This is a genomic window from Dyella kyungheensis (assembly GCF_049913195.1).
In the GTDB taxonomy this organism is placed as follows: Bacteria; Pseudomonadota; Gammaproteobacteria; order Xanthomonadales; family Rhodanobacteraceae; genus Dyella; species Dyella kyungheensis.
This window is the reverse complement of sequence record NZ_CP183983.1, coordinates 2,963,102-2,977,259: the sequence shown is the minus strand read 5'-3', so window position 1 is coordinate 2,977,259 and position 14,158 is coordinate 2,963,102. Positions and strand designations below refer to the sequence as shown.

Here is a 14,158-nt window from a genome sequence, read left to right as displayed (position 1 = left end):
CCCAACTCGGATTGATGCGCGCGGCCGAAATCGGACCGGAGTGGCCGTGCTCGACTACTTGAAAGAGACGGAGTTCGTCCTGCGCTCCTCCGCGGTCGACTACTACGCCGCCGACGCTGCCGAAGAGTCGACGGTCTTGGACACAGCGCGGCAGACGTCACGCTGGCTCGGGACCGGAGCTTCCATGCTTCATCTGTCCGGGCCGGTGTCGAGCGAGGCGATGGATGCGTTGGCCCACGGCTTTGATCCAGCGACGGGAGATGCGTTGTCCCAGACAGCGGGCCGAACCGCCCGCTGGGTGCCTAAGCTCGACGCAACTGGCGCTCCCGTGCTCGACAAGCGGGGGCGGCCACGGGGCAGTTGGCAGGGTGGTCATCGGGTCGGAATCGATTGCTGTTTCAGCATTGCCCCGAAATCGGTATCGCTTGCCTTCGCAGCGGCCGATGATCAAGAGCGATTGGACATCCTGGCGGCCATGCGTGACGCCGTTGCGCAAGCCTTCACCGTTATGGAGCAAACCGTGGAGGCCGGGCGCGGACATGGCGGCGCATCCAAGATTGGAGTGAGCGGTTTGGTCGCGTCCGCGTTTACCCATTTTTCAAGCCGGGAACTCGAACCCCAGCTGCACGAGCATGTTCTGGTATATGCCTGCGCCAATGGCGCGGATGGCAAGTGGGGCGGGTTCGAGCCACTCTCATTTTTCGAACACCAAGCCATGTATGGCGCATTGGCCAGGGCGGCCTTTGCCAAGAATCTGGCCGCACTTGGCTATGGCATCGTGAAGCACACGGAGCTGGATGACTTCGGGCAGCCCACTGGAGAAACGAGCTTCGAACTGGCCGGTGTCAGCCACGCCACGTGTGAGTTGTTCTCCACCCGGCGCAAGCAGATCCTGTCGCACGTCGTCAAACATGGTTCGACGAAACAACAAGCGGCATTGGCGACCCGCCGGCAGAAAGAGGAACCGCCCTTCGAAGAGGTGGACCGGCTATGGCAGCAGGTGCTGGGCCGTGCTCGGGAAGCCGACCCTGGCATGTTTCGCAACGCTGCCGATCTCAAAGGTCTGGCCGGCGATCTATCCGCGCCGTCCGATCAAGAAATCCTGTCTCGACTGCAAGCCAAGAATGCCGTGTGGACGCGCCAGCAGCTCATCGCGCAACTGGCACGGGAGCATGTAGGCCAGAAAGATGTGGCCGAGATATTGAAAGACGCCAACGCCTTCTTGGAGCGGATGGCGCCCCACTTGGTGCTGATCAATCCCGAGCGACCGCAAGCCAGCCATCACAGCGGTCAGCGCTCAGGGAGAAAGTTCGAAGAGCCGCGCTACTGCGCCAAGGCATGGTTCAACGATGTGGAGCGTGAAATGGTTAGTAGCGCAAAACGTCGCGCACATGAGCCCGTGCAAGCCGTGGCAGCCGTCACGCTGGCAAAAGCGATCACCGAGTTTGAAGTTGAGCGTGGTTTTTCGTTAAGCGAAGAACAACGCCACGCGGTTGCGCATATCGTCGGAGGCGCGGGCGTGGTCCTGTTGACGGGGCGAGCCGGCACGGGGAAAACCACTGTGGCCGATGTCTACACGCGAGCGTTTCGAGCGGAGGGAAGGGAGGTCATTGGCGTGGCTCTCAGTTGGAATGCTGCGATCAAACTTGGCGAAGAAACGGGCCTGGATCGCGTGTATTCGACAGCAAAGCTGCTATCGGATCTCGATCAGGGCAAGGTGGTGCTCACCGATCACCATGTGGTCGTGCTGGACGAAGCCGGAATGGCGAACGGCACAACGGTCGCACGGCTTCAAGCGCACATTGATCGCGTTGGGGCTAAGTTTGTATTGCAAGGTGACAGCCACCAACTGGCCCCAGTGTCCGCCGGCCAGCCATTTCGCTTGTTGCGGGACGCCTTGGGTGATGCTGAGCTCAGGGAGATCCGGCGCCAGCGGGATGCACAAGATGTGGTCACTTCGGAACTGTTCTATCGCCACGCTGGGCGAGGGCGCCAGGAAACCACTCGGGAGGAACAGGCCGCGCTCGGCGACGACATTCTGGCCGCCTGGGGAGCGCGTGGACAGATCGAGCGAACCGACACGCGCGAGGAAGCCATCCAACTTCTGGTGGATGACTATGTGGCCTCGCCACTGAGCCATTGCGATAAGGTGATCATGGCGGGCACTCACGCGGACACCGTGGCGCTAAACAGAGCCATGCGCCAGAGGCTGATCAAGGAGGGAGAGGTCGGGGCCGAAGGACATGGGATGGTCTTGAAGCAAGGGCGCCGACGAATGGAACGCGAGCTGGCCATCGGCGATCGGCTGCGGTTTGGCAAACTCGATGAAGACCTGAGTGTGATGAACGGGACCATCGGAACCGTGGAGGGTATTCGGATGACCACCAAGGGTTCGGCGGTGCTGCGTTTGCGACTGGACGATTCGGGGCGATCGATCAGGCTGGACACGGCCACATATGGGGACTTGGACTATGCCTACGCCCGCACGGTGGATCGGGCCCAGGGTGCAACGGTTGCCCAGGCCTACTTTCTGGCCTCAGCGGAGCGCATGGATGTTCACTTGGGGCTGGTGGCGGCCACTCGGCACCGAGACACCTTCAAGGTCTATGCGACAGAGGCAGATCTTGACGTGATTCAAGAGCGCATCGGTGCGGAACGATTGCGGGTGAACGCCCTGGAAGAAGGGCAGCACGTTCTTTCACGACCAGCCGCCGTAGTCGTGACGCCATAATCCATCCCAAGCGTCCCTTGTTTAGGCCGATGCCAATGCTGGCTGCGATGGCTCTCAGTTCGTGAGACCCGTCAGAGGCAGGCTGGCGAAACTGCCAAGGAGAGCCCGTGAAGACCGACCTGATATTCGACAGTAGTTTTGCACAGTGGTGTTTGAGGCAGCCATGGCCCTGCAATGGAGACAAACAGCAGGAGCTTAGAAAGAGCGCACTGGAACAACTATTGGTCAGCTTTCGCCAAGGCGAGATCACCAGCTTGGACGGTGTGGAGTCGGCCACCGCCAAGGCGATTTACGAGATCCACGGACAGCGTCCGTTCGAAATGAACAGTCACTGGATCCTGTCAGCACAGGATTGGATTTGTCCTTGCTGTGGGCGTAACAAGGTGGCGATCAGTCGATTGGGGAGCAAGGGGCAAATTCTTGGCAAGCTCACGATCCACCATGACCACATGGGGGAAGCGATCGAGGAAGAGTTCTGTCGGGCCTTCGTCGCTAATGGCACGGAAAACCCGCAGGTTGAGGGAAAGCGCCTGGTGGGGCGCATTGGCCAAGCGTTCGCAGCACATGAAGAAGTGCTGATCTGCGAGGACTGCAACAACGCCGATACGACAGCGAGTAGGGAACTTGGGTTGCCCAAGCACTTCTCGTTTCCGTTGGGGAAGATCAGGCGCTTTATTTTGCCCGTTCCTCATGCCCCGCATCGCATTGATCTCGATGCCGCTCAAAGGGTTTGGGAAGAAGCCACGCCGGCTTATGAATTGCGAATGCGACTGATCAGTGAGGTCGCTGTTGCCGCAGCAACCAACACGCATTGGTATGAGCCGCATGAGCGCCAGGCGATTCCTATTCCTGTCTATGGATATGCAAATGCCAGGCTTGGATTTGCAAACATCACGGATTGGCTCAATTTGGAGGACTTGGAAAAGGAGCTCGGGCCCAAAGAGAAAATCCATCAGCCAAACCGTTCGCGTTGGCGCACAGAGTTTGCAAAGCCTGGGAGGCCCCTGCCGAGCAACTATTTGGCCATGCTTCGCTCGGCTCACCACATGGCTGAGAGTTGGGATGCCCTGCCGGAAGACTGGCGCTGCCCAGGGTGTGATCGAAGTAAGTATGAGCAGGTTTATCTTGGGGCCAAGGGTGAGATCCAGTTCCGAGCCCCGGGAACCAGCAATGCTCCGCGTTGGCGGCGGCAGCGGATCTGCAACCATTGCCACTCTGTGGTGATGAGCATGAAAGAAGAAATTACCCAAAGGACAGGCACCAGGCCAGGCGATAGTTTTGGATACTTCTCGCCCGGCGAATTGAAGGGGATCATTCGGGCTCGCCCTCATTCATCGCACCTGATCAAACCCAAGGAGGCAGCGGCGTTGGTGGATCTGGCGGTGGAACGCCTGGCTGAGAGAGGCCAGGTGGGTTGGGATGCGGGGCGACAACCCAATGAGTTGACGAACGTCAAAATTTGCACGAAGATCACCCCGGGTTGACGAATCTCAGGATGTGCACAAATGACGCTGCCGCTTCCGTGGACCTTGCACCCCGAATTGGGCCAGGGCCAGCTTCAAACCGTGGCCGATTGGCTCCTCGAAGAATTTTTCAGCGTTTTGGATGATCTGCGGCGGCCGACTGATTCCAGCTACGGCAGGGGCTGCACCGCGTTTGATCGACAAAAGAATCGAATTTGCCAGGAACACCGTGGCGGTGAGCATCTGTGGCTTGGGATGATCAACCCCAACAACGATCTGGTTTTCAGCATCAACGGGATTCCTTGCCGTTTCAGCAATGATGACCCCAACAACCCCAAGAAGCAGGCGGTGATTGGGGTCAATCAGTATCAAATGAGTTTTCAGGAGTTTCGCCAACCCGAGGAAGCAAGCCGGTTTTGCTTTGTTGTTGATCGCGGGTTGAGTGGGGCGGATGAGCCGCGTGTAGCCTTCTTGGGATTCGATTCTGCGGGCGGCCCCGTGTGCGAGTGGATTTCCGATACCCCTCGCGTGCTTTACGCCGAAAGCATCCAGCAGGCTCCGGAGATCACGATCAACAAAGCCACCGTGCGCCCGAAGCTGCCCGAAACCGATGTCGCTCGGCCGGAGGCGGCCAACGACGAGAACAGTGCATCACCTGACACAGAAGCAACATGAACGAGTTCAATGGCGCGAAGCTGCGCTTGATTCGCCAGTTTCACAATCTTTCGCTGGCGGATCTGGGGCTGTCGGCCAATATTTCTAAGCAGTTCCTCAGCCGGCTTGAAAATGGTGGGGAGGGGATTTCTACCCCGTTGGCAGATGACTTGGCAGAACGCTTGGGCGTGCTGCCAGAGTTCTTTTTTATGCCCGGTGGGTCGCCCATCTCTGAGGAGCAATGCCATTTCCGTAGCAATCTCACGACCAAAGTAACGCTTCGCCAGAATGCGCGTGCACGCGGTGAAATTTTGAACCAGGTCATAGGGGTGCTCGACCAGCATTTGCAGTTACCCACTTATGGCATTGAGGGGTCTGAACCAGACAGCGCAGAGGCTATTGAAGTCGCGGCCACGCGGTTCAGAGATACCTTTGGTTTGGGGCGTGGTCCGCTCAGCAGCATGACTCGTGTTGCCGAGAACGCTGGAGCCATCGTGATCAACGTGGCTGGCTTGGCTCCGGACATTGATGCGATCTCGTTTGCGACAGCCCGTCCTTTGATTGCCCTCAATACGGACAATCGTTCGGGCTGTCGTCAGCGTTTCGGTGTGGCACATGAGCTCGGCCACCTCGCGTTACATACGGGGGTGCTGACCGGTGATCGGCTGACGGAGAACCAGGCCAACCGTTTTGCCAGTGCTCTGCTGCTTCCTCGCACGACGTTTGCCTCTGAATGCCGGATGGCCATTCGCGGAACGCGACTGAATTGGCAGGGGCTGTCTGAGCTCAAATTGCGTTGGAAGGTTTCTAAGGCAGCGCTGATTTTCCGTGGTCGTCAACTGGGAATCCTGTCAGAAGATCAAGCTCGCTCCGGATATATTGGTTTGAAGCGCCATGGTGAGGCGATCCAGGAGAAGGAGGACGCCATGGTGCCGGCCGAGCAACCTGACCTGCTTAATGACAGCTTAGAAGTGCTCAATCATGAGTTGGGGATTCCGCTTGCTGCCATCGCGCGCGAGCTGCGAGTAACAACATACCTGCTTTCTGACTTGTTGCAGCGGGGGAGGATCAGCATGGAGGCCAGTAATGTTGTGTCTCTGGACCAGTTGCGGCGGAACTCCATTTAGCCCACGTCTTGCCAGACTTGGCGGGTGTGATTGAACGGAATGGCCACTGATGTGGAACGAGCCGGTCAGAAACAGCCTTCGTTCTCATCAAACCTTTGACCAACGTCTCATTGCTGGGGCGAAGTGAGACGGGTGTGTTTTAGACGGGCTGACTTGACCCGTCTCAGGTTCTGAGATCAGTCCATGGTCTCCTACCTTGGCAGCACTCCGCTGCAAACGTGGAACCACCATGACGACCACGACCCAAGTTGGCATCAAATGTTCATGCGGCAGCGACAAGTTTGAGATGCCGAAGAACCCCAAGCCGTCGGACATCATCACGTGCGCCCGTTGCGGGGCCAGTGGACGGCACGATCAGGTCATGCGGCAAGCCGGGCAGCAGATCAAGAGTGCCGTGGAAAAGCAGCTGAAAGATGCGTTCCGGAAAGCCGGCTTCAAATAGGGAAGATCTGTTGATCACACCAGGGGCACCCATCAGTGTGCTCATGACTTGATGTTGTATGGGGGAGGGGACCCATGATCGAAGTGTTGCACAGCCATTTGACCTGGCTGGTCAGTGGAATTTTGTTTGCCATTGCGTTGCTCTGGGCCGCAGCAAGCACCCAATCTCTTTTCGAGGTGCGTTACCGGCTGTGGCGGCTCGTGCGGTCGGGCCACGAAATCTCCGACGAGACCGTGCGCGCGGCCGTTCAAGAGCGGGCGGATTTCATGGCCTTCCGGGCGCTTCTGGCCTGGGCGGATACACCGGGAGAAATGAAGCGTATTTCGGACTTTGCCAAGCAGCATGAGTTGGAGCCAGGAATGCTGGGGGACTGCGGCCCCTATTTCCATCGACGGGATTTGACCATCAAGGAGAATGTTCCATCCCTTGAAAAGGCCAAGGCCATTCACTTTGTCTTGCGATTGATTTTCCTGGCGGTGGCCGTCTTCGGGGCAATTTGGCTCCTACAAAGTCGGGTGCTGGTCTCTTTTAAGGATGATGGCACCAAGGCCTGGCTGGGGACGAACGATGCAAAGCTGTTGGGGGCTGACAGACCATTTCTGATTTCCGAAGAATGCCCCAAGACGAACACGGGAGCGGCCGGTTTCAATGTCGTCCATACCAAGGCCTTGTGTGAGGCTTTTGGAAGCAAGGCGATGGAAATGAAGGTCAGCGATGGACTGATGCAGCAAAGGGTTTTGGGCGCATTGCTGCTGGTTCTCTCCGCAGCCTGTTACATGGTTCGTCGCCGGCGCTTGCAACAGGTTCGAGCCGCCAACGCCGTCAGGAGCTGGTTGGCCTTTCGGCAAAAGCCCAATGATCAGGGGGAGGTTGCGCCATCACCGTCATCACCTCCGGCGAGTGTTTCGGAGTCTTGAACGGGCCACCAAGGAAAAAGCCACCTCCGCAGAGGTGGCCCCCCGGTGACCGGTGCATCGGCGTGGTTCGCCTAACTTCCCGGTGACCCAAGTTGAATTGATCTCATGGTTACGCAAAGCCGTCGAGTCGACGGGTCACCTCTTGGAGCACGGCGTGGGCCAACTCGGGCGTGAGGCCTCCCGCCAGGTAAGACAGCGTGCCGTCATGCTCGGCCACCACCGCATTGGAAATCTTTTCCATGCGTTGCCGTGTCATGGCTGCTCCCGCTTGACCCAACTGCTGGATGGCCCCGCCGCCATAGAAGATGACGTGCTGCGTCTCCGTATTCCGGACGCCAAGGCGGTGAACCCGATCGCTTGGAACCACCGTGCCATCCGGCAAACGAAGGGCATCATGTTTCACGGCAAACGGCCCCAGTTTGCCGTGGCGCTTCCGGTGGTTCACATAAGAGAGCCAGGCAAAAATCAGCGCGGAGATCACCAGCCAGATGATGACGCCGACTTTGGCGGCACCATTGGCAATCAGGACAAGGCAGAAGAAGGCGGGTAGCAGCAGCGCGAGCACCGGCCCGCGTTTGGGCATCGGAGAGGGCCGGGCTGCAATGATCGTCCAGCCGCCTTCATCGGAGAGGGTCAAGGGTCTCGTCATGGGCCAAGTCCTTACATGGCCGCCTGGTTGTTTTCGGCACGCAGGTAACGCCCAGCTTTATCAAAATACAGGTAGCTGTCCTTGCTGTCGGTGTTCGCTTTCACGGGGGCGAAGGGGACGTAATCCGTAACCGAGGACTTGCTGACAATGAACTGATAGTGGAGGCGTGTGGTGCCATCGCTCTCTGTTTCCCGTTCCTGCGGCTGGCCCAGTGCGGCAATGACCTGATCCAGGGTGGTCTGGTGTGGAACAAACTGAGCAACCTTGCTCTGGTCGTAGTCGCGACCGATCGTGGTGGCGCAGGCGGCAAGGCCGAGCACGGCCACGACTGTCAGGACGGTTTGCAAAAGATTTTTCATGGGAACCCCTGTGGTTGGAGCAGGTGCAATCGGTTCACCAAGGCCACCTGCACCGTCCTTGGTGAGGTTGAGCGTAACCATCCCGCGACGATCTTACTCTAATAATGGATAAACGCGTATGCAGTAAATGCGTAACGCATTGATGCATATAGCTTTACGGCCTATCTCGTTAGACCGGAGAAGGTCATGGCCACCGTCAAAAAAGCCGTTCGTCGCCCGGCGAAGTCCATCCATCGCCCTGAAAACCAGGTGATCATTGAGCTTCTTAGGGCCTTTCGTGAGCGCACGGGACTGAACCAGGTGCAATTTGCAGAAGCCTTGGGCCGAACCCAAAGCTATGTGAGTGCTGCGGAACGCGGTTCCAAGATGGACACGTTGCAAATCCGGGACTGGTGCCACGCTTGCGGCACGGATCTGATTGCATGGGCCACGGAAGTAGAGAAAGTCCTGGGCGGCGGACGTAAACCTGGGGGACGGAAAGGGACAGCCTAGCGGTGAGCCTCTTCCCACGGTCGGCCAACACCAAGCGCCAGACGTGACTGGCGCCCGATGTCGGCCAAGAATTCCAATCTGATCATGTGGCGTTAACGGTCTTTTTGAGCTTGACGCGCTGCACGTGCTTCCACGGCAACCCGTCGCTGTTGCACACGGTCCAGTTTTGGAAAGAACGCGCCAACCGAACGAGGCACATAGGGAGCGGGCGGCGGCAAGTCATAGGCCACAGCGTTGACGGTGCCCACGCGCTCCAACAGGGTCGGCGGATCAATGTAGAACTCGGACAAAATGGAGCCCTTGGTGCTGTGCCCGGTGATGCGGGCAATGCGTCCTTCGGACATGCCTGCACGTTCGGCAAAGGTTGCGAACGTATGCCGGAAACAATGAAACACCAGCTTGTCATCATTGATGCCACACAACGGCATGTAGGTGCGGTTCCACCAGTCGCCCACCTTATCTCCACCTGATTTGCCCAGTCCTGGGAACAGCGGACCCGTGGCCTGGTTTTGTGCTTGGGTGACATCGGCTACATAGGCCAGGAAACCTGCTTCCAGCAACGCACGATGAAGCGGAACAAATCGCTTCGTTTTGGGGTTCTTTAAGTGCTGCTCTGAAAATCGAGTGGCAACGTGGAAACCCCACACGTGATCTACTTCTTCGATGTCCGCGGTGTTGAGCTGGGCAAGCTCATTGACACGGGCGCCACTGTGTAACGCCAACAACGGGATCCACCACCGTGCAGGCGTGCGGCAATGTTGGTCGCGGCGTTCCGGATCGAACAAGGCTTGCAGTTCACTGGGCAAAAACGCGCGACGGCTGCGTTCGTCCTCTTGGGACCGGGTCATCACATGCACATCGGATGCCGGGTTGTTGGGCAAGTGTTGGCGCTTCACACACCAGTTGAGGAACACCCGTAACCGATCCAAATGTTTTTCTTGGGTGCGCAAACCAATGGTGGGCGGATGAAGCCGACGCGACAGAGCAAGCACGCCAAGAACGTCCAGATCTTTGTAGTCGGGTTTCTTACTGGCATTGATGGGCCAATCGGCAATGACGGCCAGGAAGGCATCAATGTCGTCGGGTCCGATCGCAGAGAGCGGTTTGTCACCGACAACGCCAAGGAACAGTCGCAGCGTGTGGGTGGTGTCCAATACATTTGCGGTGGCCCGCTGCTTCTGTTTGAACTGAGCGAGAAACAGCGAGATGCGCTCAGACAAAAGAGGCGTTAGCCCGGCTGCGGGCAACACAGCGGCCGAGGCTGGGATGATGGCTGTTGGTTGATAGCGCTTGTCCATCTCCCGAAGCATTTCCAGCGCCATGGCGTGATCGGCGGGGCCCAGTGCATGGATGCGGCGTGTGCCATCGGGTGCAATTTCGATGGTGTAGTTCACGAACTCCCGAGCAAACCCCCACGGGTCCAAATCCAACTTAGTGGAAAGTTTGAGGGCCTGTCGGGAAGGCTTTGAAGCATCGGTCATGGAGGCTCTGAGGGCAGCGCATTGACGTGACAAAGCGTAGCCGAGTTGAGCCGCCACCAATCGGACTTCATCGCCGCCCATGTTGCCCAGGGCACGAACAATGAAGCGAGAACCCATCGCCGCACGCGCGTGCTGGGGCACCAGAAAGCGGACATACCAACCAGTCGATCGCTGGAAGATAAAAGGTTTCGGCATAGAAACGATACCCAAAACGATACCTGTGGGAAGGCGTTTCGGAGATCGTTGAGTGCCTAAAAAGCATCGGCCGATCAGTGGTTTAAGCTGATCGGCCGACAGGTTTTGGTGGAGGTGGCGGGAGTCGAACCCGCGCTCCTTGAGCTGTATCAACGCTTCGCGGCAGTGTGCTGACCGGATGTTGACCAAACAGCTGCAACCTTCTGGCCGGCGTCGGGTGCAACGGACGGAATCCAACGGCCGTAGGTTCGCACGATCATCGTCCAGTCCTTGTGCCCCATCATCGAGGCGACCCAGACCGGATTCTCGCCGGCGCTCAGCAAGGTCGAGGCGAAGGTGTGGCGCATCTGGTAGGGGTAGCGATAGCGCACCTCAGCCCGCTTGATGGCGGGGTGCCAAGCCGTCTTGCGGATCGGTCCGTCGTGGAGCCAGGGGGCGTCCGTCCTAGGGTTGAGGAACACCTCGGCGCCTGCGGGCTGCGTGAACGCACGCTGGGACCTCAAAGCCTCAAGCGCCGGCGCGAGCAGGATCACCGTGCGGCGCCCGGCCTTCGTCTTGGGCGTCTTCACCTTCTTGCGTACCTTGGCCCGGCGAATGGTCATCATGCCGTTCACCAGGTCGACGTCCTCCCAGCGCAGGGCGATCAGCTCGCTGGTGCGAAGACCGGTCCAGAAACCGAACTGGAACAGGTTTCGGATCTGGCCCTCGCTGGCTTCCAGGATCGCGGCGACCTCCGCCGGCGTGAAGGGGTCAACGTCGTCGGTTTCCTTCGGCGCCTCGATCTTGCGCGGCGTCCACCCAATGAACGGGTTGGCCGTGATCTGCTCGTCGTCCATGGCCTGGGCGTACATGCCACGCATGGGGAGTAGCAGGTTCCGGATCCGCTTTAGCCCGCAGGTCTGCGCCGACACCCACTCCTTCAGCTCGCCGCGGGTCAGCTCCGTCAGCCGTTTCGGGCCGAACGCCGGCACCCACACATTCTGGATGGCCTTGTCGTAGTCGTCGAATGTAGTGTGCTGGATCTGGCCCTTCATGCCGGCAAGCCATGTCCCCAGCGACTTCTCGATGGTCAGGGCGGCGCCCGGAAGTCGGCTAAGGGTCGTGGCGCGCCTACTGTCAGGGAAGAACTTGGCGTATTCGAACGAGCCGCGGGCGATCTCCGACTCGATCTGCGCCTTCAGGTTGGCAGCGAACTTCAGGTTCGCGGCAGTCGGCGGAAGCTTCAGGCGTTCGCGGCATCGCGCGCCGCGGTAGTAAAAGTCAATCTCTACGCTGCCTTTTGTTGCAGCGCGGACACCTGCTGGCCGGCGACCCATTTCTCATATCCTTCTGTATCGATGAGCACGCGCCCGTCGGGCGACTTGATCCAGACGACACCTTCCAACCATACGCCGTTCTTGATCTTCATGCGTATGGCGTTCTCGGTGTAGCCAGATTCCTTGGAAAACTTGCTGATCGTTACGTGGCGGAGCATTTATCCCCCTTGCGCGCCGCCTCGACGCTGGCGACCATGGGGCCATTCAACAAGATGGGGAGTTCACGCATGGGGCTGTCCTACGATTTGATGGACCGTCGCGGCGACACGGTTACTGCCGTTTGTGCTGGGGTGGCGGATGAGCCATACGTTTGGCGCGTGGAGTTTTGGGGGCCGAAAGGACTCCGGCATGTTGAGGAGCGCATGGAGATAGGACCCGACTCCACGCACAAACTCGCATTGCAGGAATTCGTGACGAAGAACGACATCACGGCCACGATCGATCCGTAGGCGTAGGGAATCGCTCATCCTAAGCCGCCTCGCTGACGCTGTGGTGGGTTAGGAGTGCACCTTTGATGCCGGATCGTTCAAGCTTCATGGCGTTCTCCCTGCCGTAGGCAATCAAGCAAATCGGACCGCCGCTATTTCCCGTCGCTCGTGTTCCGTCCGGGTAGTAGAAGTGCGGGCGCTTAGCCAAGAACATCACTGCCTGAGATCTCGGAAACACGTGCTGATGAAACATGGCCGTGTCCGTGCGCGCGAATGCTAGGGCGATACCGTTACCGTGGTCGGCCATGCGTGCAAGCCATGCGGCTGTATGCGTGCCAAAGGGCGGATTGCACCAGACGCGGCCATGCCACTTGGCGGCCAGTCCGTCCTCTGGCAACTCCATGTGACGAACGGCAGTCGGCCAAGGGCGCGGCGACGGCGCAGCGCACGGGTCGAGATCGAACAAACCAAGCGCTTGGATAATCTCGGGCGGCGTCAACCAGGTATGGCTACCGGCGACAGGCCTAGCGCGATATGGATGGCGCTGGCTCACTTCCCCTCCCGCTCGCGGCTGGCGATGGCGGCTGATATGGCGTCACGCAGTTCGCGAGCATCTATGCTTTGCTGCTCGGAGCATCCCGTCCAGTGCGGGCCATCCTCGTCGGACTCGTCAACGCAGTAGCGCGTGTAGTAGGTCTGAGCGGCAGCCAGAAGGTTACGTTGAACCGCATCCCGCACATCAACCGCCGTGGCGCGCGGGTTGGTGAATAGCGGCTCGATATGCGCACCATCCTTTCGATCAGATACCGAACGCTCCGCATGCGCTTTCGTCGTGAACGCTTTATCAACGAATAGCGAGCCATCAGTCACAAGCCAAGCAACCGCCTCACCGCTATCGGCGCGGGTGTTGATCGACTCGCCGCGCGCGTACAAGAACATGCAAAAGTTAGCCACGTCGCGTGGATCGCCCTTATCAACGTGGCTTCGCAGCATGTCTGATAGATGCTGTTGCGAGCAGTCGTCCTTATCGCCCCAACCGCTACGACCTTTAGCTCGGGCCTGAGCTAGCTTTTCCTTCATGGCCGTAGCGAAGGCGTCTACTGCGGCGGCGTCAGCGATAGCCCTAAGCTGCTCGGCGGTCTTGTCATTTGACATAGCCAAAATCCTTTGCATACGTTTCGAATTCGGAGCGGGTAATGCGCTGCCCGTAATAGAACAGCACGCCGCTGGTCAATTCGTCCGGCCACTTCCCGTTATAGACACTCACCGCCGTACATAAAGCATCTTCATGATCGTCACGAGTGCATCCGTTATAGGTGGACATCTCAAACCCCATCCCGTTGCGCGAGCATGGCTTCTCGGCAGGCGTTCCAGCCCCTTATGTAATCCATATTTGGTTCGCTGCCGTCAGCGCGGTATTTGTATACAAACTCATCAGGCACAGCCGCATGCCGGGCGGCGAAGGACTGACGAAACGCGTGAGCGCAGCACCGTAGAAACTCGGACTCACTGTCGTGGCCGGTCGAGTCGCTTGAACTAGCCATCATGTTCAGGCCGTCGATCAGGCCAATCGCGTCTACTTCACTGACAGAAGTTGTGGAACGGTCATAGCGCCCATCAACCTCTCGACATAGATCGATAACTAGAGATTCAAACCTAGCGGCTTGTTCCTCTTGACTCTCAGGAGCTGCATGCCCGACACGACTTAGAGCCTTGACCACTGCGGAAACGGTGGAGAACGCGACGGCATTCACGCCCGCATCTCGGGATAGTTGGGCGTCGATGGCTTCCGCAAGTTCGCGGCATCCGACTCTACTAATGGTCTCTTCTGCACGAGATATGCCATACAAGCGATCACGTACGGTTTCCAAACTCATCCCACTACGCTCGGTGGTCATGGCTCT

General features: G+C 58.7%; 16 protein-coding genes. 8 read left to right on the top strand and 8 right to left on the bottom strand.

Translation table 11 applies throughout. The features are described from left to right. Window positions 1-46: 46 nt before the first annotated feature. The 6 genes from mobF to ACN9MB_RS13395 all read left to right on the top strand — a co-directional run bounded on the left by mobF (window position 47) and on the right by ACN9MB_RS13395 (window position 7,334). Entirely contained in the window at window positions 47-2,731 is a 2,685-nt protein-coding gene (mobF, locus tag ACN9MB_RS13420; protein ID WP_426269225.1) for a MobF family relaxase, read from the top strand. A gap of 107 nt (window positions 2,732-2,838) precedes the next feature. Then, the gene (locus ACN9MB_RS13415) at window positions 2,839-4,215 is read left to right on the top strand and encodes a hypothetical protein (RefSeq protein ID WP_426269223.1); all 1,377 of its coding nucleotides are present in this window, start codon (window positions 2,839-2,841) and stop codon (window positions 4,213-4,215) included. Between the two features lie 21 nt (window positions 4,216-4,236). Then, complete coding sequence (locus ACN9MB_RS13410) at window positions 4,237-4,869, top strand: hypothetical protein (RefSeq protein ID WP_426269222.1); 633 nt, start codon at window positions 4,237-4,239, stop codon at window positions 4,867-4,869. Beyond that, window positions 4,866-5,975, top strand: a complete 1,110-nt coding sequence (locus ACN9MB_RS13405) for an ImmA/IrrE family metallo-endopeptidase (RefSeq protein ID WP_426269221.1) — start codon at window positions 4,866-4,868, stop codon at window positions 5,973-5,975. The genes ACN9MB_RS13410 and ACN9MB_RS13405 overlap by 4 nt, the downstream gene beginning before the upstream one ends. Before the next feature lie 229 nt (window positions 5,976-6,204). Further along, window positions 6,205-6,417: an ECs_2282 family putative zinc-binding protein gene (locus tag ACN9MB_RS13400; protein WP_426269220.1), complete on the top strand. Its 213-nt coding sequence runs from the start codon at window positions 6,205-6,207 to the stop codon at window positions 6,415-6,417. Between the two features lie 74 nt (window positions 6,418-6,491). After that, complete coding sequence (locus tag ACN9MB_RS13395) at window positions 6,492-7,334, top strand: DUF6216 family protein (RefSeq protein WP_426269218.1); 843 nt, start codon at window positions 6,492-6,494, stop codon at window positions 7,332-7,334. 109 nt (window positions 7,335-7,443) lie between these two features. Here ACN9MB_RS13395 and ACN9MB_RS13390 read toward each other — a convergent pair whose 3' ends face one another. Together ACN9MB_RS13390 and ACN9MB_RS13385 are read right to left on the bottom strand one after the other, a co-directional pair. Beyond that, window positions 7,444-7,983, bottom strand: coding sequence for a hypothetical protein (locus tag ACN9MB_RS13390; protein ID WP_426269216.1), 540 nt, complete (start codon window positions 7,981-7,983; stop codon window positions 7,444-7,446). Window positions 7,984-7,994: 11 nt separating this feature from the next. Beyond that, window positions 7,995-8,423, bottom strand: a complete 429-nt coding sequence (locus ACN9MB_RS13385) for a hypothetical protein (protein WP_426269215.1) — start codon at window positions 8,421-8,423, stop codon at window positions 7,995-7,997. Window positions 8,424-8,528: 105 nt separating this feature from the next. On the opposite strand from ACN9MB_RS13385, the gene ACN9MB_RS13380 reads away from it, so the two are divergent. Then, window positions 8,529-8,834, top strand: coding sequence for a helix-turn-helix domain-containing protein (locus tag ACN9MB_RS13380; RefSeq protein WP_426269214.1), 306 nt, complete (start codon window positions 8,529-8,531; stop codon window positions 8,832-8,834). A gap of 92 nt (window positions 8,835-8,926) precedes the next feature. On the opposite strand, the gene ACN9MB_RS13375 is transcribed toward ACN9MB_RS13380, so the two are convergent. Genes ACN9MB_RS13375 through ACN9MB_RS13365 form a run of 3 tightly spaced genes read right to left on the bottom strand, consistent with a single transcriptional unit; the run spans window position 8,927 to window position 11,984 of the window. After that, window positions 8,927-10,699 (bottom strand): site-specific integrase, encoded by a 1,773-nt coding sequence (locus tag ACN9MB_RS13375; protein WP_426269213.1) that lies wholly within the window; start codon window positions 10,697-10,699, stop codon window positions 8,927-8,929. Next, the gene (locus ACN9MB_RS13370) at window positions 10,660-11,826 is read right to left on the bottom strand and encodes an Arm DNA-binding domain-containing protein (protein ID WP_426269212.1); all 1,167 of its coding nucleotides are present in this window, start codon (window positions 11,824-11,826) and stop codon (window positions 10,660-10,662) included. The genes ACN9MB_RS13375 and ACN9MB_RS13370 overlap by 40 nt, the downstream gene beginning before the upstream one ends. Beyond that, on the bottom strand, window positions 11,778-11,984 hold the full coding sequence (locus tag ACN9MB_RS13365; RefSeq protein ID WP_426269211.1) for an excisionase: 207 nt from the start codon (window positions 11,982-11,984) through the stop codon (window positions 11,778-11,780). The genes ACN9MB_RS13370 and ACN9MB_RS13365 overlap by 49 nt, the downstream gene beginning before the upstream one ends. A gap of 69 nt (window positions 11,985-12,053) precedes the next feature. Between ACN9MB_RS13365 and ACN9MB_RS13360 the strand changes: the two genes are divergently transcribed. Beyond that, window positions 12,054-12,275: a hypothetical protein gene (locus ACN9MB_RS13360; RefSeq protein ID WP_426269210.1), complete on the top strand. Its 222-nt coding sequence runs from the start codon at window positions 12,054-12,056 to the stop codon at window positions 12,273-12,275. 528 nt (window positions 12,276-12,803) lie between these two features. On the opposite strand, the gene ACN9MB_RS13355 is transcribed toward ACN9MB_RS13360, so the two are convergent. Genes ACN9MB_RS13355 through ACN9MB_RS13345 form a run of 3 tightly spaced genes read right to left on the bottom strand, consistent with a single transcriptional unit; the run spans window position 12,804 to window position 14,152 of the window. Beyond that, window positions 12,804-13,409, bottom strand: coding sequence for a hypothetical protein (locus tag ACN9MB_RS13355; RefSeq protein ID WP_426269209.1), 606 nt, complete (start codon window positions 13,407-13,409; stop codon window positions 12,804-12,806). Then, on the bottom strand, window positions 13,399-13,578 hold the full coding sequence (locus tag ACN9MB_RS13350) for a hypothetical protein (RefSeq protein WP_426269208.1): 180 nt from the start codon (window positions 13,576-13,578) through the stop codon (window positions 13,399-13,401). The genes ACN9MB_RS13355 and ACN9MB_RS13350 overlap by 11 nt, the downstream gene beginning before the upstream one ends. Before the next feature lies 1 nt (window position 13,579). Beyond that, on the bottom strand, window positions 13,580-14,152 hold the full coding sequence (locus ACN9MB_RS13345; RefSeq protein WP_426269207.1) for a hypothetical protein: 573 nt from the start codon (window positions 14,150-14,152) through the stop codon (window positions 13,580-13,582). Window positions 14,153-14,158: the final 6 nt, after the last annotated feature.